The sequence below is a fragment of the Pseudomonas sp. MPB23 genome, assembly GCF_046605395.1.
In the GTDB taxonomy this organism is placed as follows: Bacteria; Pseudomonadota; Gammaproteobacteria; order Pseudomonadales; family Pseudomonadaceae; genus Aquipseudomonas.
In genome coordinates, this window is sequence record NZ_CP176771.1 from 3,636,928 (window position 1) to 3,652,474 (window position 15,547).

General features: G+C 61.6%; 17 protein-coding genes and 1 pseudogene. 11 read left to right on the forward strand and 7 right to left on the reverse strand.

What is annotated here, in order from left to right; all coding sequences use genetic code 11:
- The first annotated feature begins 68 nt into the window (after positions 1 to 68).
- The 4 genes and pseudogenes from ACLH0J_RS16680 (at position 69) to ACLH0J_RS16695 (ending at position 2,243) form a co-directional block, all read left to right on the forward strand.
- Entirely contained in the window at positions 69 to 1,085 is a 1,017-nt protein-coding gene (locus tag ACLH0J_RS16680) for an ABC transporter substrate-binding protein (protein WP_411388173.1), read from the forward strand.
- Positions 1,086 to 1,166: 81 nt separating this feature from the next.
- On the forward strand, positions 1,167 to 1,604 hold the full coding sequence (locus tag ACLH0J_RS16685) for a DUF3995 domain-containing protein (RefSeq protein ID WP_411388174.1): 438 nt from the start codon (positions 1,167 to 1,169) through the stop codon (positions 1,602 to 1,604).
- 36 nt (positions 1,605 to 1,640) lie between these two features.
- A pseudogene (locus ACLH0J_RS16690) lies at positions 1,641 to 1,826 on the forward strand (hypothetical protein); the annotation flags it as partial.
- Positions 1,827 to 1,913: 87 nt separating this feature from the next.
- Positions 1,914 to 2,243, forward strand: coding sequence for a hypothetical protein (locus ACLH0J_RS16695; protein WP_065941186.1), 330 nt, complete (start codon positions 1,914 to 1,916; stop codon positions 2,241 to 2,243).
- Positions 2,244 to 2,597: 354 nt separating this feature from the next.
- On the opposite strand, the gene ACLH0J_RS16700 is transcribed toward ACLH0J_RS16695, so the two are convergent.
- Positions 2,598 to 2,738: a hypothetical protein gene (locus ACLH0J_RS16700; protein ID WP_411388175.1), complete on the reverse strand. Its 141-nt coding sequence runs from the start codon at positions 2,736 to 2,738 to the stop codon at positions 2,598 to 2,600.
- A gap of 215 nt (positions 2,739 to 2,953) precedes the next feature.
- Between ACLH0J_RS16700 and ACLH0J_RS16705 the strand changes: the two genes are divergently transcribed.
- Genes ACLH0J_RS16705 through ACLH0J_RS16720 form a run of 4 tightly spaced genes read left to right on the forward strand, consistent with a single transcriptional unit; the run spans position 2,954 to position 4,803 of the window.
- Positions 2,954 to 3,265 (forward strand): YXWGXW repeat-containing protein, encoded by a 312-nt coding sequence (locus ACLH0J_RS16705; RefSeq protein ID WP_411388176.1) that lies wholly within the window; start codon positions 2,954 to 2,956, stop codon positions 3,263 to 3,265.
- A gap of 31 nt (positions 3,266 to 3,296) precedes the next feature.
- Positions 3,297 to 3,875 (forward strand): RNA polymerase sigma factor, encoded by a 579-nt coding sequence (locus tag ACLH0J_RS16710; RefSeq protein ID WP_411388177.1) that lies wholly within the window; start codon positions 3,297 to 3,299, stop codon positions 3,873 to 3,875.
- Complete coding sequence (locus ACLH0J_RS16715; protein ID WP_411388178.1) at positions 3,872 to 4,303, forward strand: hypothetical protein; 432 nt, start codon at positions 3,872 to 3,874, stop codon at positions 4,301 to 4,303. Before ACLH0J_RS16710 ends, ACLH0J_RS16715 begins: the two co-directional genes overlap by 4 nt.
- On the forward strand, positions 4,300 to 4,803 hold the full coding sequence (locus ACLH0J_RS16720) for a periplasmic heavy metal sensor (protein ID WP_411388179.1): 504 nt from the start codon (positions 4,300 to 4,302) through the stop codon (positions 4,801 to 4,803). The genes ACLH0J_RS16715 and ACLH0J_RS16720 overlap by 4 nt, the downstream gene beginning before the upstream one ends.
- Before the next feature lie 49 nt (positions 4,804 to 4,852).
- Here ACLH0J_RS16720 and ACLH0J_RS16725 read toward each other — a convergent pair whose 3' ends face one another.
- The gene (locus tag ACLH0J_RS16725; protein ID WP_411388180.1) at positions 4,853 to 5,386 is read right to left on the reverse strand and encodes a hypothetical protein; all 534 of its coding nucleotides are present in this window, start codon (positions 5,384 to 5,386) and stop codon (positions 4,853 to 4,855) included.
- 188 nt (positions 5,387 to 5,574) lie between these two features.
- Positions 5,575 to 5,937 (reverse strand): NUDIX hydrolase, encoded by a 363-nt coding sequence (locus ACLH0J_RS16730; protein ID WP_411388181.1) that lies wholly within the window; start codon positions 5,935 to 5,937, stop codon positions 5,575 to 5,577.
- 127 nt (positions 5,938 to 6,064) lie between these two features.
- Between ACLH0J_RS16730 and ACLH0J_RS16735 the strand changes: the two genes are divergently transcribed.
- The 3 genes from ACLH0J_RS16735 (at position 6,065) to ACLH0J_RS16745 (ending at position 8,418) form a co-directional block, all read left to right on the forward strand.
- Positions 6,065 to 7,045: a Gfo/Idh/MocA family protein gene (locus ACLH0J_RS16735; protein ID WP_411388182.1), complete on the forward strand. Its 981-nt coding sequence runs from the start codon at positions 6,065 to 6,067 to the stop codon at positions 7,043 to 7,045.
- Positions 7,046 to 7,081: 36 nt separating this feature from the next.
- Complete coding sequence (locus ACLH0J_RS16740) at positions 7,082 to 7,711, forward strand: ribonuclease T2 family protein (protein ID WP_411388183.1); 630 nt, start codon at positions 7,082 to 7,084, stop codon at positions 7,709 to 7,711.
- Between the two features lie 119 nt (positions 7,712 to 7,830).
- The gene (locus ACLH0J_RS16745; RefSeq protein WP_411388184.1) at positions 7,831 to 8,418 is read left to right on the forward strand and encodes a LysE family translocator; all 588 of its coding nucleotides are present in this window, start codon (positions 7,831 to 7,833) and stop codon (positions 8,416 to 8,418) included.
- Here ACLH0J_RS16745 and ACLH0J_RS16750 read toward each other — a convergent pair.
- The 4 genes from ACLH0J_RS16750 to ACLH0J_RS16765 form a co-directional block, all read right to left on the reverse strand.
- Complete coding sequence (locus tag ACLH0J_RS16750) at positions 8,360 to 9,235, reverse strand: AraC family ligand binding domain-containing protein (protein WP_411388185.1); 876 nt, start codon at positions 9,233 to 9,235, stop codon at positions 8,360 to 8,362. The genes ACLH0J_RS16745 and ACLH0J_RS16750 overlap by 59 nt on opposite strands.
- Positions 9,236 to 9,308: 73 nt before the next feature.
- The gene (locus ACLH0J_RS16755) at positions 9,309 to 12,794 is read right to left on the reverse strand and encodes a hypothetical protein (RefSeq protein WP_411388186.1); all 3,486 of its coding nucleotides are present in this window, start codon (positions 12,792 to 12,794) and stop codon (positions 9,309 to 9,311) included.
- 111 nt (positions 12,795 to 12,905) lie between these two features.
- Positions 12,906 to 14,525 (reverse strand): ABC transporter ATP-binding protein, encoded by a 1,620-nt coding sequence (locus ACLH0J_RS16760; protein WP_411388187.1) that lies wholly within the window; start codon positions 14,523 to 14,525, stop codon positions 12,906 to 12,908.
- Position 14,526: 1 nt separating this feature from the next.
- Positions 14,527 to 15,546, reverse strand: coding sequence for an ABC transporter permease (locus ACLH0J_RS16765; RefSeq protein WP_411388188.1), 1,020 nt, complete (start codon positions 15,544 to 15,546; stop codon positions 14,527 to 14,529).
- Position 15,547: the final 1 nt, after the last annotated feature.

Sequence of the window (15,547 nt, forward strand, 5' to 3'; positions counted from 1 at the left end):
ATTCAGAGGCTTCGCGTATGGGCAGCAAAGCCGTCCGCTATTGGCTGCGATATCGCGAGGTGCGAAGGATGAAAGGATTGAGAACGCTGTTGGCCGCGTCCCTGACGACCCTGGGGTTGTCCGTGGCCGCGTTGCCGGTTTCGGCCGCCCAGGCGCCGATACATTTTGCCGATCTGAACTGGGAGAGCGGCAGCCTCATCACTGAAGTGCTGCGGGTGATTGTCGAGAAGGGCTATGAGCTGCCCACCGACACGTTGCCCGGCACGACCATCACCCTGGAAACCGCGCTGGCCAAGAATGATATCCAGGTTATCGGCGAAGAGTGGGCCGGCCGCAGCCCTGTGTGGGTCAAGGCCGAGGCCGAAGGCAAGGTGATCGGCCTGGGGGATACCGTCAAGGGCGCCACCGAAGGCTGGTGGGTGCCGGAATACGTGGTCAAGGGCGACCCGGCCAAAGGCATAAAACCCCTGGCCCCGGAGCTCAAGAGCGTGACGGACCTGGCGCGCTACAAGGACGTGTTCAAGGACCCCGAATCCCCAGGCAAGGGGCGCTTTCTCAACAGCCCCATCGGCTGGACCTCGGAAGTGGTCAACAAACAGAAACTCAAGGCCTATGGCCTTGATGACAGCTACGTGAACTTCCGCAGCGGTTCGGGGGCGGCACTGGATGCCGAAATCGCTTCGTCGATCCGCCGTGGCAAGCCGATATTGTTTTACTACTGGTCGCCGACACCGTTGATGGGGCGCTACAAGCTGATCCAACTGCAAGAGCCGCCGTTCGACGCCGAGGCCTGGAAGACGTTGACCGATGCGGATAACCCTGATCCGAAGCCTACGCGGTCGTTGGCGTCCAAGTTGAGCATTGGGGTGTCCGCGCCGTTCCAGAAGGAATATCCGCAGATTGCACAGGTTTTCGAGAAGGTTGAGTTTCCGATCGAGCCGCTGAACAAAGCCTTGGCGAGCATGAGCGAGCGTCACACGGCGCCACGGGCGGTGGCTCAGGCGTTTCTCAAGGAACATCCCGAGGTGTGGAAGGCCTGGTTGCCGCAGGACGTGGCGCAGAAGGTTGAGGCGAGCTTGAAATAACGGTCGCTTCTGTCCGACGAAATACCGGCAAAAAATCCCACGGCGACTATCCTGTCTCGCACCTTTTCAGGGAGAACCGCCATGAGCTTTGTCGTCGCACGATGGGTCGTCGGGGTGTTTACCTGCATCAGCATGGTGCACCTGTACTGGGCCGTCGGCGGCAAACTCGGCAGCCTCGCGGCCATACCCCAACTACCCGGCGAATTCGCCGGTGGGCCGCGCCCCGCGTTCAAACCCTCGGCCCTGGGCACTTTTCTGGTGGCGATGGCGCTGGTGGCGATTGCACTGCTGGTCTGCCTGCGGGCCGGGCTGTATTTCTCGCCGGTGTCCCATGGCGCATTGCAGTGGGGGATCAGCGCGATTGCGGTGCTGATGTTCGCCAGGGCGATTGGGGATTCGGAGTTGGTGGGCTTTTTCAAGAAGGTCGGCGGCTCGCGGTTCGCCAGGTTGGATACGTATTTTTATTCCCCATTGTGCCTGGCATTGGGGCTGGGGCTGTTGGTGGTGGCGTGGGGGTGAGCGGATGCGCTGGGCCCACGAGTAGACGACCGCGTCACCCTGTTCGATGCGGCGCTGCACTACGACATCCCGAACACCGCCCGTCTCAAGGACAGCCTGCGCCTGGCGCTCAACGGCACCAAGCTGGCGAATAAAGAGTATGTGGCGTCGTGTTATTCGTACTCGTGGTGCTGGTATGGCTCCCCGCGCACGGTACAAGCGAGTGCAACCTACCGGTGGTGATAGCCGATAAGGCAATTTAATGGCCCCTTTGTAACAAAATCCTCGCCAGAATCGCTTTCATTTTCAGGTGGTTAGGTGAGGAAGCAAATGCGCACTGTTGGAATCATGCTGATCGCCTGCTCATTGGCCGGCGGCGCGGCTGCCGTGCAGGCACGGGAGCTGCGCGAAGGTGACAAGTACATGTGCAGTTGGGGGGCCGGCACCGCCGCCAGGGCCCAGGAGTTGAAGCTGTCGGGGGTGTCTTTGTACGCCGCACGACAGAAGATCCAGACCATCAAGTTCAGTAAATCGTGGATGCGCATGATGGCCATGGGCATCACCGAGCAGACCTACGACAGTCGTTCGCGGCTCAAGCCCGAGGCAATTCGCCAGAGTTTTTATCAGGATTGCGTGCGCTATAAAGTGGCGCGCAAATAGAAGGGCAACACCACGAACAGTGCGGTACTTGCAGTACGATCACGGTTTTATAACCATTTTATAGGCGGGAAATATCAACGGTAGTTGCACCAAAAAGTAGCATTCATATGCTCGACCACCTTTAAAAATGTGTGGTTATTGAATGACTTACGACGTTTTTAATCCGACGGAAGGATTGAAAAAATCTTGTTACAGCTTTTGACAGCCATTATTATTACCCGGCGTTCACCTCCCACGGTTTATGCATTTTTAAATCCCAAGTTTCCATCAGCTACTTGGGATTTTTTTTGCCCGCGATTTGACCTCGGCTTTACATTTCATCCCCGGCGGACGCCGTGAGATTGCGGCGGTAGGCTAACCAATGACGGTGCGGGTAGGCGTATCGAGCGCGCCGTAATAACGCCAGCAGCAATGGCGGTGTTCCGGCAGGATGATGCAACCGCTGAGGCTGGCGATCAGCAAGGCGGCAACCAGCAGGGTAAGACGACGGTACATGGTGTTTCCTCTTGGGATGAGCGGCGTTAATCCTTCAACGTGGCCACGCGGATAAATCCGTCGCCAAGCGTTCAGATATTTCATCAAGCCCTTACATCTGCTGCGCAATACTGGCCTTGAGAAATAAATTTGCGCCGCCCGCGACGGATTTCCAGGCCCGCGCCGTTCAACCCATCAGCAACCTGCATTTTCGTTCGTTGCCTGAAGGAGTTGCCATGAGACCCCTGGCCAGATTGCGTTTTGTCTTGCTTGCCCCGCTGGCCCTCGCCGCGTTTGTCAGCACCCCGACGTTTGCCCAGCCCGAGATCATCATTCAGCAGGCGCCGCCGCCGCCGCGTGTGGAGATGATCCCCGGCGAACGCCCAGGCTACGCCTGGGACCAAGGCCACTGGCGCTGGGAAGGGCGTGGCTACGCCTGGGTGCCGGGGCACTGGCAGCCGGTGATGCGCAACGCACGTTGGAGGCCAGGCCATTGGGAGGCCCATGGTCCCAACTGGTACTGGCGCGAAGGGCATTGGTCCCGCTGAAACGACAGCCCTGGCCCTGAGAATTCCCTGATTGAAAGACCTTGATCCAGATGTTGAGCTGCTGGCCCGCATCGGCAACAACGAACCTGCCGCTGTCAACGAAATGGTGACGCGCAAGCTTCCGCGTTTGCTCGCGCTGGCCGGTCGTCTCCTGGGGGATGCCGACGAAGCCAAGGACGTGGCCCAGGAAAGCTTCCTGCGCATTTGGCGCCAGGCCGCCCATTGGCGCAGTGGCGAAGCGCGTTTCGACACCTGGCTGCACCGGGTCGCCCTCAACCTGTGCCACGACCGCCTGCGCCGACGCAAGGAGCAGCCGTTGAGTGACGAGCAAGCGTTGGAGCCGGTGGACAGCGCGCCCTCACCGCACGAACAGTTGGAAGGCCTGGACCGCAGTGCCCGCATGGCCGCCGCGTTGGCGGCTTTGCCCGACCGCCAGCGCGAAGCCATTGTGCTGCAGTATTACCAGGAGCTGTCGAACATCGACGCCGCAGCGCTGATGAATATCAGCGTCGAGGCATTGGAGAGCCTGCTGTCGCGGGCCCGACGCCAGTTGCGCCGGCAACTGGCCGACACACCCGGGCTCGCCCGCCCAGGAAGGGGAACACCATGACACCTGAACGTTTTGCCTACCTGGCCGATGCCTATGGGGCGGACCTGCAACGCTGGCCGGCCACCGAGCGGCCAGCGGCCCAAATGTTGCTCGACGGCGGCGATGGGCCCGCCCGCGAAGCCTTGCGCCAGGCGCGCTGGCTCGACAGCCAGTTGGACAGCCACCAATGGGCAAGTGCCGACTCGGCATTGGCCAGGCAGATCTGCCAATCCGCGCCGCGCCGCACCGCGTGGTGGTCGCGCTACGCCCGTTGGTTGTCACCCGCCGGCCTGGTGGGCGTGGGCATCGCCGGGATCGTCACCGGCATGCTGGTGGCATCCATGAGCGTGCCGCTGCCCTTGATGTCCTCCGATGTACTGCCCAGCGTCTTCGATCAAGGCGACGCGGAAGTCGTGTTCACCGTCAACGCCGAGGAAACCGAGCAATGACAGGCAAATCCCTCAAGCCATGGCTGTTCGTGTCGGTCGTGCTCAATGTATTTCTGCTCGGCGGGGTGGGTGGTGGGCTCTACCACTGGATGGCCATCGCCAGGCCGGTCGAAGCGGTAGTCAACCAGCACGGTCTGCGTCAGGCCATGGTCAAGTTGCCCGTGGAGCGGCGCCGGGAACTGCGCCAACTGCTGCGCCACAATCGCGACGACAGTCAGCCGCTGATCATGGCCGGGCGTGAAGCGCGGTTGGGTGTGATCAAGCAATTGGAAGCGCCGACCCTGGACCGCGATGTGCTGGTGGCCGAGTTGGCCAAGGCGCGCGAGGCGGATATGGCGCTCAGGGCGTTGGTGGACAGTACGCTGGCGCAATTTGCCAGTACGTTACCGCTGGATGAGCGCAAGGCGCTGGTGCAGGCGCTGTACGTGCGCGGTGCGGCAAACGCGAAGGCGACGAGGGCCCACGAAGTGGCGCGCACGCTCGCGCCTTCAACCCCTTGAACAACGCGCAGCCAGCGCCTTGGTCGAACGCCAGAACGTTGCTGACTCGCTATGGGCGCAAATCCTTCATTGACGCAAACGACGTCGCCAGTTGCCTGTAGATCAGGCTGTCATTGTTGTCGATGTCGCCATCACCATCCGCGTCTATCGGATTGTTGATGGTGCGATAGCGTCCGACGCGGTCGGGGTTCGTTGCCGTCACCACATAGTCTGGCGCAGAGATGTCTGTATTGGCGTGTTTGAAGTGCAAAATATCGACGTCTGTTTTCGAGGCTGGATTGAATTTGATCAACACGCGCTCAAATCGCTTTTGCTCACCCACCGCGCTCAGGGTGACCAGAGCCATTACTAGCTGTGCGGCGAGTTCATAGTAGGAAGCGTCATCCTCGTCACGGTCATTGTCCCCATCAACGTCTTCCGGTTTGCTGATCACATAATACGTCCCGTTGTTGCCGAGTGAAGACAAGCGAACCGTGTAGTCGGGATGTTCGAGATCGTTGTTTTCATCGTTCAGGCGAGACATCAGCACTTCAGGAGCATCATCGTCACCGAACACCTCTTTGAATTCGAAGAGTTGTTTCATCGCCGCCTGTCCTTTCAATGAGAGTGGGACTGTCATCTACGACACTAAACGGGCGGTTTTGAGCGGTCTACTGTCAGAGTTGACAGGTGTTTGCCCATCCAGTGGCGACGAATCGGCATGCTGCCGAGTTCGTCAAATCCCTTGTCGAACGGCAGAAAACCAGAGGTCGTGTGGTGCGAGGGTTGCAGCTACAGGCGACGCAGAAAGGATTTGACGATGCGCTTGGTGGCGTCGGTGGCATTCAGCTCGTCCACGGCGCCATAGGGATGCCACTGGCAGTCGACGATCTCGTTGCAGGGCCGCGCCTCACGGACATTGACCACCGAGGCTTCAAAGACGTGGTGCACGGTGTCGCTGGCCTTCATCTCCTGCAAGTACAGCAGCCCGTCCACATTCAACCCGGTTTCTTCTTCCAATTCCCGTTCGGCCGCGCCGACCGGGCGCTCGTCGCGCTCGACCTTGCCGCCCGGCAAGGCCCATTTCGATCTGGCCTTGCGCACGAAGAGGATATGCCCCTCGTGTTCGCAAATGACAGTTGCCCTGATTTTCATCGTCTGTGTCCCCGCAGTGGGATGATTGTCATAAAAGTGTAATGCAATTGTCATGCTAAGTGGCTATGGCACCCTGGGGTGGGTATGTGGATACTGCCGGATGGATAAAAACGGACGAGGAAAACAGATGAACACCGTACGTTGGGGCATGATCGGTTGTGGTCATGTCACTGAATTGAAGAGTGGACCCGCTTTTTATAAAGCGCCAGGTTCGGCCCTGGTAGCCGTGATGGGGCGCCGCGAGGAGGCCGTGCGCGATTATGCGGCGCGTCATGGGATTGGCCGTTCCTACACCGACGCCCGGGCACTGATCAACGACCCCGAGGTGGATGCGGTGTACATCGCCACGCCGCCCGATAGCCATCTGGAATACAGCCTGATGGCGGCGGCGGCCGGCAAGCACTGCTGCGTCGAGAAACCCATGTCCCTGAATGCCGAGCAGAGCGCGTTGATGCAGCGCACCTTCGAGCGCGCCGGCCTGCACTTGTTCGTGTCCTATTACCGGCGTTCATTGCCGCGTTTCCAGCAGGTGCGCGATTGGCTGCGCGACGGGCGCATCGGCGAGTTGCGCCACCTGAGCTGGACCCTGTGCAAACCGCCGGCCGCCGAGGATACCAGCGCCAGCAACTGGCGCACCGACCCGGCGATTGCCGGTGGTGGTTACTTTGCCGACCTGGCCAGCCATGGCTTCGACCTGTTCCAGTACCTGGCCGGGGATATTGTCGAAGTCTCGGGCTTTACCGCGCGACAGGCCGGACGCTATGCGGCAGAGGACGCAGTGACGGCCTGCTGGACGTTCAGCTCGGGGGCATTGGGCATGGGCTGCTGGAACTTCGTCGCCGACCGCCGCGAGGACCGCGTCGAGTTGATCGGCAGTCTCGGGCGTATCCAGTTTTCAGTGTTCGAAGATCAGCCACTGCGGCTCGAAGGCGAGACCCACGAGGTGTTGGAAATACCGTGTCACGCGCATATCCAGTGGCACCACGTACTGGCCATGAACGCCCATATTCGCGGGGAGGCCGAGCATCCTTCGCTGGCGATCGAGGCGCTGAAGACCGATCGGATCATGGACAAGGTGCTACAACGTAACCCCTATCATCCGGAGTAGTCGCGGTATACCTGTTTTTTTCCAAGGAATAGAGGCATGAAATACTGGATGACGTTGTGGCTGGTCCTGGCCACGGGTGTGATGGCGGGCCCGCGTAACCAAGGGACGCCCGGGGAGTTTGATTTTTATGTGCTGTCATTGTCGTGGTCGCCGACCTTTTGCCTGACGCACCCGGACAACGAACAGTGTTCGGGCAAGGGTTACGGCTTCGTGCTGCATGGTTTGTGGCCGCAATACGTGCGGGGCGGGTGGCCAGCGTCGTGTGCACCGCAGTCGGCATTGAGCCGCGAAGAGATGGACAAGGGCGCCGCGCTGTTTCCGACGCGTTCGCTGCTCAAGCATGAATGGGCCAAGCACGGTACCTGCAGCGGGCTCGAGCCGCTGGCGTACCTGGAGAAGACGGACGCGGCGTTGGGCGTGGTGGCCATCCCGCCGCAATTGCAGCCGTTCAACACGCCACCGACGTTACAGGCCCGTGAGATCGAGGCACTGTTTCGCGAGAGCAACCCGCGCCTGGGCAACCATGGCCTGGCGGTGATCTGCAAAGGCAAGGTGCTGTCGGAAGTGCGCGTGTGCCTGAGCAAAGACCTGGCTTTCGCCGGTTGCCCCCGCAGCGTGAAAAGCCAGTGCCGCGACGGCGATATCCGTATCCCTTCGCAGCGCTAGGCGGCCGGCGCACGCTCGGGTGTGGTTTGTAATGAAAGGGGTATTTTGTTCAATACCCCGATTGCTTCGCCGTTTTACTGTGGCGCTGTCTTCAAAAGCCACAGCAAAAAGGAATCGCAATGAGCTTGATCCTCTCCATGGCCGCTTTCGCCCTGGCCACGTCCATCACGCCGGGCCCGGTCAATGTGGTCGCCCTGAGTTCCGGGGCGCGCTTCGGGTTTGTCGCCAGTCAGCAACATGTGTTCGGTGCCGCCGTCGGCTTCACTCTGCTGCTGGTATTGATCGGCCTCGGTTTGCATGAGGTGTTGGTGCGCTGGCCCTTGTTGACCCAGTTGATCCAATGGGGCGGGGTCGCCTTTTTGCTCTACATGGCCTGGAAACTGGCGGTGGATGACGGCCGGCTGGATGCCCAGGGCGCGGCGACAGCGCCGTCGATGCTCTACGGCGCGATCATGCAATGGCTCAACCCCAAGGCCTGGCTGGCGTGCGTGGCGGGGATGGGGCTGTTCGTGGCGGACGGCGATGCGCGGCAGGTCTGGTTGTTTGCCGGCCTTTACCTGGTGATCTGCTACCTGTCGGTGGCGTGCTGGGCCTATGCCGGGACCTTTTTGCGCCGCTACCTGAGCAACCCCCAGGGCGTACGCCTGTTCAACCGCTCAATGGCCGCGTTGCTGGTGGCCAGTGTGGGTTATTTGCTGATGGCTTGAGCACCTCGCGGTATTGGCCCGGCGTGGCGGCGAAATGCTGCTTGAACGCGCGCTGGAAATGCGCCTGGTCGGCGAAACCGGCGGCGAGGGCGACATCGGCGATCAGCTCGCCCTGGCGCAATTGGGCGCGAGCAAACTGAATGCGTTGGTTGACCAGGAATGCATGGGGCGTGAGCCCGTAATAGTGCTTGAAGGCGCGGATCAGGTAGGAAGGCGACAGCTCGGCCGCCAGGCAGATGTCTTCCAGCCTCAGGGCTTGGGTGCAGTGCTCGCGGATGTACTCGGCCGCCCGTTCCAGCTTGTGGTTGACCTCCCGCATCGGCATGGGCGAAGGGTTCAGGCGTTGCTGGACCTCGGTGAAGTAACTCACCAGCGTGCTCTGCTTGTGCAGGTGCTCGGCCCGTTCATCCACCACGGTCCGGTACAGCTCCAGCAGGCCACGGTACAGCACCGGGTCACGGCTGTAGGGCGTGGTAAACGGTCGGTAACCCTGGTCGGTGCTGAAGCCCAACTGGTGCTGCAGCTCGGTGAGCCAGGGCGTATCGATATACAACATCTGATAGGACCACCGCTCGTTGTCGATGGGGTTGCAGGCGTGCACATCGCCGGGGTTCATCAGTACCACCGTGCCGGCGCTGATCTCGAACCGGTCCGCGCCGTAGAGGTAATAACTGCGCCCGCCGGTGACCGCACCAATGGAAAAGTGCTCATGGGCGTGACGCGCATAGGTCACCTTGCGCCCGTCGGCGATGGTGCGCGCTTCGATGAACGCAAGCGAGGGGTCACGCCAGAACAACGGTGCGGTGGCGGCGGTCATGGGCAAGTGCTTCCTGGCACGAATCGAATCAACAGGGCAGCAGCCTCATACAAAAACCGCGATTGTTCAAGCTTCAACCGGACTTCGGTGCCATGTCGCGCAGGAAGTCGGCCCAGGGGTCGTGCTCGCTCACGGCCTCTTCCAGGGTGATTGGCAGCTTGGCTTTTTCGCGCAAGGTCAGGCCGTCTTCCAACGGGTGGGACAAGAGCGTCTCCGCCAGCGCGTGGGAGCGGGGTGAATCCAGGGTGCGGGGCACGCGTCGGCCCTGGGCGTCCAGCGGTGCAACCTCCGTCGCTTCGGGCAAGTCTTTGCCGAGTGGCTGGATCACCACAGGGGTGTTCGCCGCGAGCGATGAAAGATCGGCAGGCCATGCCCCGTGTTCGTACGCCGCCCAGTCGAAACGCATCCACGGCTGGCGGGTGCCGGTGTCGACGGCGTGCCTGAGCTGACGGTCGTTGAAGTCATATCGTGGACGTATCAACAACTGCCTGGGGAAGCACTCATAGAAATGCTGGTCGGTGAGGTAAGTGACCTGCAGCAGTAAGCCGAATCGACCCACGCTGACAGGGGCTTGAGCCGACGCGCCCGGCCGGCCCAGGCTGAAAAACCGTATATGGCCATATTCCAGGGCTTCTCGCCGCGCCAAGGTGAGTTGCGACAGCCAGTAGCAAATCGACTCGCGGTAAGCCGCCCTCAATTGGTTGAGCTTTTGGTCGAATGCTTGGAAAAACACGTTGTAGATGCGCCCCAGCAAATGAAAGCGCTTGGCCATCTCCTGGTATTTGACGGTGGCGTGCGAGGAGTGCCAATTCGTCGAGGTGACATCCAGGCGGTCGGCCATGTGCAGGTCGGTGAACGAGTACTGGGCGCCGGTGTAGATGCCCTCGAAATGGTGGTCTTCGGAAAACGGCGAATCGTCCGGCAGCCACATCAGAATCGGTGCGTCCAGCCAGGGGTTATCCGGATAGACCCTGCGCAGGTCGTCTCTGGCGGCCTCACGCAATGACACGTTGGGTTTGGCGAACGTTTCAAGGCTGCTGGCCAAGCGTGTGCGCTGCGCGTTGAGGGCGTCGATGGCGGTGTTGACCGCCTCCCGGTTGTAGCGGGGCTGGGGCGCCAGTACGCCATTGACCACCGCCCAGTCCAGGATCGGCACCGCCGCATGAGGGCTGCCCAGGAAGGTTTTCCAGCGACCCTGGGGTGGCGAGAAGGCCAGGGACATGATCTGGGCGTAGCTCAGTTGGCGAGAGGAGCCTGGGCTGATTTTTTCCATATGCATGACGTACTGGCAAAACAGCACCCAGGTATGCGAACCCAGGTAGGGCGTTTCGTCGGGAATGCCGCGGACCAGCAGTTGTGGGCTTTTTTCACTGAGGATCAGGTGAGTGGCCAGGGCCGCGAGCGGTTTGCCCGAGCCACCCAAGGCAGTTTCGATGTGATTGCGCACCGATGACAGGGGTTCGCCCCAGAAATAGTCGGCGTGCCAGTCCAGATAGGTAATACGAGTGGTCTGGGCGTCGCATTGCGGGTCCAGGCTCAGGATCAACGCGGCGAATATCAGCGCGTTGCGGCTGCCGCTTCCCGAACTGTCGGCGGCATGGCGACCATGCCAATGCAGAGAGTCGGCCAGCGCCTGGCCCAGTTGCTGGGCGGTGGGCGATGCGAGCAGACGCACCATCAGGTAATCGGCCTCCGCGCGCACATCGGCGGCGGACTTGCCCTCCAGCAAGGGTTGGCAGAGGTATTCAAACAGCGTACCGGTACGCCCGGCCATGAATTCGGTACTGATCGCCATGATTTGCCGGCGCTCGAGTGGAGACAACGTCCAGGCCGAGGGTTGTGCCCCAACCGATGTGAGGGCTCTCCAGTAAGGGCCGGTGCCGGAAGGCAAGGGCAGGGTGATTTCCAGGCGTTGCAGGAGTGTGCGCGCTTCTTCCAATGTGTCGGGCAGGCGCAACTGATAGAGCTTCAGCGCCTGGGTGACACTCACGATATCGTTGGTGCGCAACTGGCCGCCGGTCCTGGCCGCCAGCTTCATGAGTGCCAGTTTCAGTAGCACCAGATGGTCATGCTCGGCGACCGCTTCAGACAGGGATTTCCAGGTGCCATCCAGGTCGAATGCACCGATATTGCCGGAGGCCGATAACAATACATGGCTGGCCGGATCGATCCGTTCGCGGGTACGAATCTTCAGAAAGTCCGGGTCTTCGGTCAGCCGGCCAAGGTGGGTATAAGCCCCTTTCACCACCGCCAGGAGAGCGTCCGGGTCGGCGCTCACGACCCGGTCCAGGCCATCGGGCCCTTGCAGGTTGCCATCATCGATCACCTGCGCCAGCACCCTGCGCAGGGCATGGCGATCATTCAATTTGCCGACATAACGGCGAAAGCGCTGGAGCTCGCTGAATGAGCGTGTGGTGTTTAATATCACCGGCCGCGCAGGCACCGACTCATCGCGCAGGCGTTGGATCAGTGCGCTGATCGCCTCGCGTCCCAATGGCTGCTCGATGGCATAGGCCTGCAAGGCGTCCACGAGGCTGACGCTATAAGCGGGGTAAAGGTGTATGCCCAGTTGCTCGCCCAACAATACCAGGCGGTCCCAGCGGGTATCGGGCAAGGCCGGCACCAGGGTTGTTTCTTCCTGCCCGTTGCCGTGGGCCAGGACACAGATCAGCTTGCGCTTGAAATCGAAATGAGCGTTGGTGGGTGCTTCCACTGTGCCGCCTAGACCGTTTTCATCGAGGATGGCCTGCAGCAGCGCGGCGGCTTCTTTCAGGTTTCTGGCCAGCCTCGAGTCGGACGTCAGGTGCAGGCGTGTCCGATAGATGTCCAGTGCGAAGAAGCTCTGTTCATCCCTGATCAGCGGTTCGAGGGTATCGGCCAACTGGCGGTAGTCGTGGACCTGCTGAGTCAGTTCGGCGTGGATGATCGATTTGCCGCGGCCGTTATCGTCAAACACGGGAAAGCCTTGCAGGGCTTGCAATTCTTCGACGATGGTCATTGCCGCGAGGCGATTGGTCGGCATGGGATAGCCATGGAAGGCCAGCGTGAGATCCAGCGCCAGGCTGATTGCGCCCGTGCCCGACTTGGGCCCCAGGTACGGCATGCCCAGCGCCGTGGGATCGACCCGCTGGCTGATGTAGATGATGGGATTGGCCAGTGCCCACCAACCGGATTCATCCGCCAGGCTGAACACCCTGGGTTGGCCGTGCGTGGTCACGTGGAGTCGGCTGTCGAGCACCCGCAGCGTGTTGAAATCGAAGCCCTGCGGTTCGGCCCAGGCCATGAAGGTTTTGCCATTGATGGCCTTGCTGAATGCCCCGCTCCAATGGCCCAGCATGGACTGCTCGGCAATCTGCACCGGCTGTGACGGGGACGGTAATTGCGCGTCGGGCGGTGTGGACAGCAGGTTGATCAACTGCGCGATCAGGGCTTTATCGCCCTCGGCGTGCAATGTCTGGGGATCACTCAAATAGGCGTAGGCAGGGCCGGCGGTTATCGCCAGGGCGATGTCGCCGGGCAGGGTTTCCCACGTCTCGGCGAGGGCATATAAATCATCCATGAAGGCAGCTCCGGGTTGAGGAACTCCGGATGATCGCTGTGGCGGCACGGCGTCAGTAGCAGGCGTTTCCGCCAATGCCGTGGCTTGTGTCAGCCACGGCGGCGAGCAAGCTTACGCCTGCAGGGGGCTGGCCACCGGCACCAGGAACGCCGCCTCCAGCAACTGGCGGGTATAGGCATGCTGCGGGTCGGCGAAAATCGCCGGCGCATCGCCTTGTTCCACCACTTGCCCATGCTTGACCACCATCAACTGATGACTCAGCGCCTTCACCACCGCCAGGTCATGGCTGATGAACAGGTAGGTCAGGTTGTACTTGGCCTGCAGGTTGCGCAGCAATTCCACCACCTGGCGTTGTACCGTGCGGTCCAGCGCCGAGGTGGGTTCGTCCAGCAGAATCAGGCGCGGCTTGAGCACCAGCGCACGGGCGATGGCGATGCGCTGGCGCTGGCCGCCGGAGAATTCGTGGGGGTAGCGATGTCGCGATTGGGGGTCGAGGCCGACTTCCTTGAGCGCGGCGATAATCGCCGCTTCCTGCTCGGCCGGCGTGCCCATCTTGTGGATGCGCAGACCTTCGCCGACGATTTCGCTGACGCACATGCGCGGGCTCAGGCTGCCGAACGGGTCCTGGAAGACCACCTGCATTTCCCGGCGCAGCGGGCGCACCTGCTGCTGGGTCAGCTTGTCCAGTTGCTGGCCTTCGAAGCGAATCCCGCCTTTGCTGGCGATCAACCGCAGAATCGCCAGGCCCAGGGTGGATTTGCCCGAGCCGCTTTCGCCGACGATCCCCAATGTCTGGCCTTGCGGCAGGCTGAAGTTGATGCCATCCACCGCCTTGACGTAATCGACGGTGTTGCGCAAAAAGCCCTTCTTGATCGGGAACCACACCTTGAGGTCGTCGACCTCCAGCAACGGTGGCCCCACTTCATTGGTGGCCGGCCCGCCGCTGGGTTCGGCGGCCAGCAGCTCCTGGGTGTACGGGTGCTGGGGCGACTGGAACAGTGTTTCGCACTCAGCCTGCTCGACGATGCACCCCTGCTGCATCACACAGACCCGATGGGCGATGCGCCGCACCAGGTTCAAGTCATGGCTGATCAGCAGCAAGGCCATGCCCAGTCGCGCCTGCAGCTCCTTGAGCAGTTCGAGGATCTTCAACTGCACGGTGACGTCGAGGGCCGTGGTCGGCTCGTCGGCGATCAGCAGCTCCGGCTCGTTGGCCAGGGCCATGGCGATCATCACCCGCTGGCGCTGGCCGCCGGACAATTCGTGGGGCAGGGCCTTGAGGCGCTTGCGCGGTTCGGGGATGCCCACCAGCTCCAGCAATTCCAGGGTGCGCTGGGTCGCGACTTTGCCGGTCAGGCCTTTGTGCAGGCCGAGCACTTCGTTGATCTGCTTCTCGATGGAGTGCAGCGGGTTCAACGACGTCATCGGCTCCTGGAAGATCATCGCAATGCGGTTGCCGCGAATGTGGCGGATGGTTTTTTCTTTCAGGGTCAGCAGGTCTTGCCCGGAATACTCGATGGTGCCCGCAGGGTGCCGCGCGAGCGGATAGGGCAGCAGGCGCAGGATCGAGTGGGCGGTCACCGATTTGCCGGAACCGCTCTCGCCGACCAGGGCCAGGGTTTCGCCGCGCTTGATATCGAAGCTGACGTTGTTCACCACGCGATGGTGATGCTCGCCGGTGACGAACTCGACGCAGAGGTCGCGGACTTCGATCAGATTGTCCTGATTCATCTCATTTCCTCGGGTCGAAGGCATCGCGAGCGGACTCGCCGATAAACACCAGCAGGCTCAACATGATCGCCAGCACGGCAAACGCGCTCATGCCCAGCCACGGTGCTTGCAGGTTGGATTTGCCCTGGGCCACCAGTTCACCCAGGGACGGCGAGCCGGCCGGCAGGCCAAAGCCGAGGAAGTCGAGGGCGGTGAGGGTGCCGATGGCGCCGGTCAGAATGAACGGCATGAAGGTCATGGTCGACACCATGGCGTTGGGCAGGATATGGCGGAACATGATCGCGCCGTTCTGCATGCCCAGCGCCCGGGCTGCGCGCACATATTCCAGGTTGCGCCCGCGCAGGAACTCGGCGCGCACCACGTCCACCAGGCTCATCCAGGAAAACAGCAGCATGATCCCCAGCAGCCACCAGAAGTTGGGCTGCACGAAACTGGCGAGGATGATCAACAGGTACAGCACCGGCAACCCCGACCAGATCTCCAGGAAGCGCTGCCCGGCCAGGTCGACCCAGCCGCCGTAGAAACCCTGCAACGCGCCGGCGATCACGCCGATGATCGAGCTGAGCACGGTCAGGGTCAGGGCAAACAGCACCGACACGCGAAAACCGTAGATCACCCGGGCCAACACATCGCGGCCCTGGTCATCGGTACCCAGCAGGTTGACCGACGACGGCGGCGCGGGGGCCGGCACCCGCAGGTCGTAGTTGATGCTCTGGTAGCTGAAGGGGATCGGCGCCCACAACGTCCAGGCGTCCTTGGCCTTGAGCAGCTCCTGGATATACGGGCTCTTGTAGTTGGCTTCCAGGGGGAATTCGCCGCCGAAGGTGGTCTCCGGGTAGCGCTTGAGCGCCGGGAAATACCAGTCGCCGTCGTAATGCACCGCCAGCGGTTTGTCGTTGGCGATCAGCTCGGCGCCCAGGCTCAGGCCGAACAGGATCAGGAACAGCCACAGCGACCACCAGCCACGCTTGTTGGCCTTGAACCGCTCGAACCGGCGGCGATTGAGGGGGGACAGATTCATC

What these genes read in the sequence shown, in the direction of transcription:
- ACLH0J_RS16680 (WP_411388173.1), top strand. Translation starts at nt 69, where the DNA reads ATGAAAGGATTGAGAACGCTGTTGGCCGCGTCCCTGACGACCCTGGGG.
- ACLH0J_RS16685 (WP_411388174.1), top strand. Translation starts at nt 1,167, where the DNA reads ATGAGCTTTGTCGTCGCACGATGGGTCGTCGGGGTGTTTACCTGCATC.
- ACLH0J_RS16695 (WP_065941186.1), top strand. Translation starts at nt 1,914, where the DNA reads ATGCGCACTGTTGGAATCATGCTGATCGCCTGCTCATTGGCCGGCGGC.
- ACLH0J_RS16700 (WP_411388175.1), bottom strand. Translation starts at nt 2,738, where the DNA reads ATGTACCGTCGTCTTACCCTGCTGGTTGCCGCCTTGCTGATCGCCAGC.
- ACLH0J_RS16705 (WP_411388176.1), top strand. Translation starts at nt 2,954, where the DNA reads ATGAGACCCCTGGCCAGATTGCGTTTTGTCTTGCTTGCCCCGCTGGCC.
- ACLH0J_RS16715 (WP_411388178.1), top strand. Translation starts at nt 3,872, where the DNA reads ATGACACCTGAACGTTTTGCCTACCTGGCCGATGCCTATGGGGCGGAC.
- ACLH0J_RS16720 (WP_411388179.1), top strand. Translation starts at nt 4,300, where the DNA reads ATGACAGGCAAATCCCTCAAGCCATGGCTGTTCGTGTCGGTCGTGCTC.
- ACLH0J_RS16725 (WP_411388180.1), bottom strand. Translation starts at nt 5,386, where the DNA reads ATGAAACAACTCTTCGAATTCAAAGAGGTGTTCGGTGACGATGATGCT.
- ACLH0J_RS16730 (WP_411388181.1), bottom strand. Translation starts at nt 5,937, where the DNA reads ATGAAAATCAGGGCAACTGTCATTTGCGAACACGAGGGGCATATCCTC.
- ACLH0J_RS16735 (WP_411388182.1), top strand. Translation starts at nt 6,065, where the DNA reads ATGAACACCGTACGTTGGGGCATGATCGGTTGTGGTCATGTCACTGAA.
- ACLH0J_RS16740 (WP_411388183.1), top strand. Translation starts at nt 7,082, where the DNA reads ATGAAATACTGGATGACGTTGTGGCTGGTCCTGGCCACGGGTGTGATG.
- ACLH0J_RS16745 (WP_411388184.1), top strand. Translation starts at nt 7,831, where the DNA reads ATGAGCTTGATCCTCTCCATGGCCGCTTTCGCCCTGGCCACGTCCATC.
- ACLH0J_RS16750 (WP_411388185.1), bottom strand. Translation starts at nt 9,235, where the DNA reads ATGACCGCCGCCACCGCACCGTTGTTCTGGCGTGACCCCTCGCTTGCG.
- ACLH0J_RS16755 (WP_411388186.1), bottom strand. Translation starts at nt 12,794, where the DNA reads ATGGATGATTTATATGCCCTCGCCGAGACGTGGGAAACCCTGCCCGGC.
- ACLH0J_RS16760 (WP_411388187.1), bottom strand. Translation starts at nt 14,525, where the DNA reads ATGAATCAGGACAATCTGATCGAAGTCCGCGACCTCTGCGTCGAGTTC.
- ACLH0J_RS16765 (WP_411388188.1), bottom strand. Translation starts at nt 15,546, where the DNA reads ATGAATCTGTCCCCCCTCAATCGCCGCCGGTTCGAGCGGTTCAAGGCC.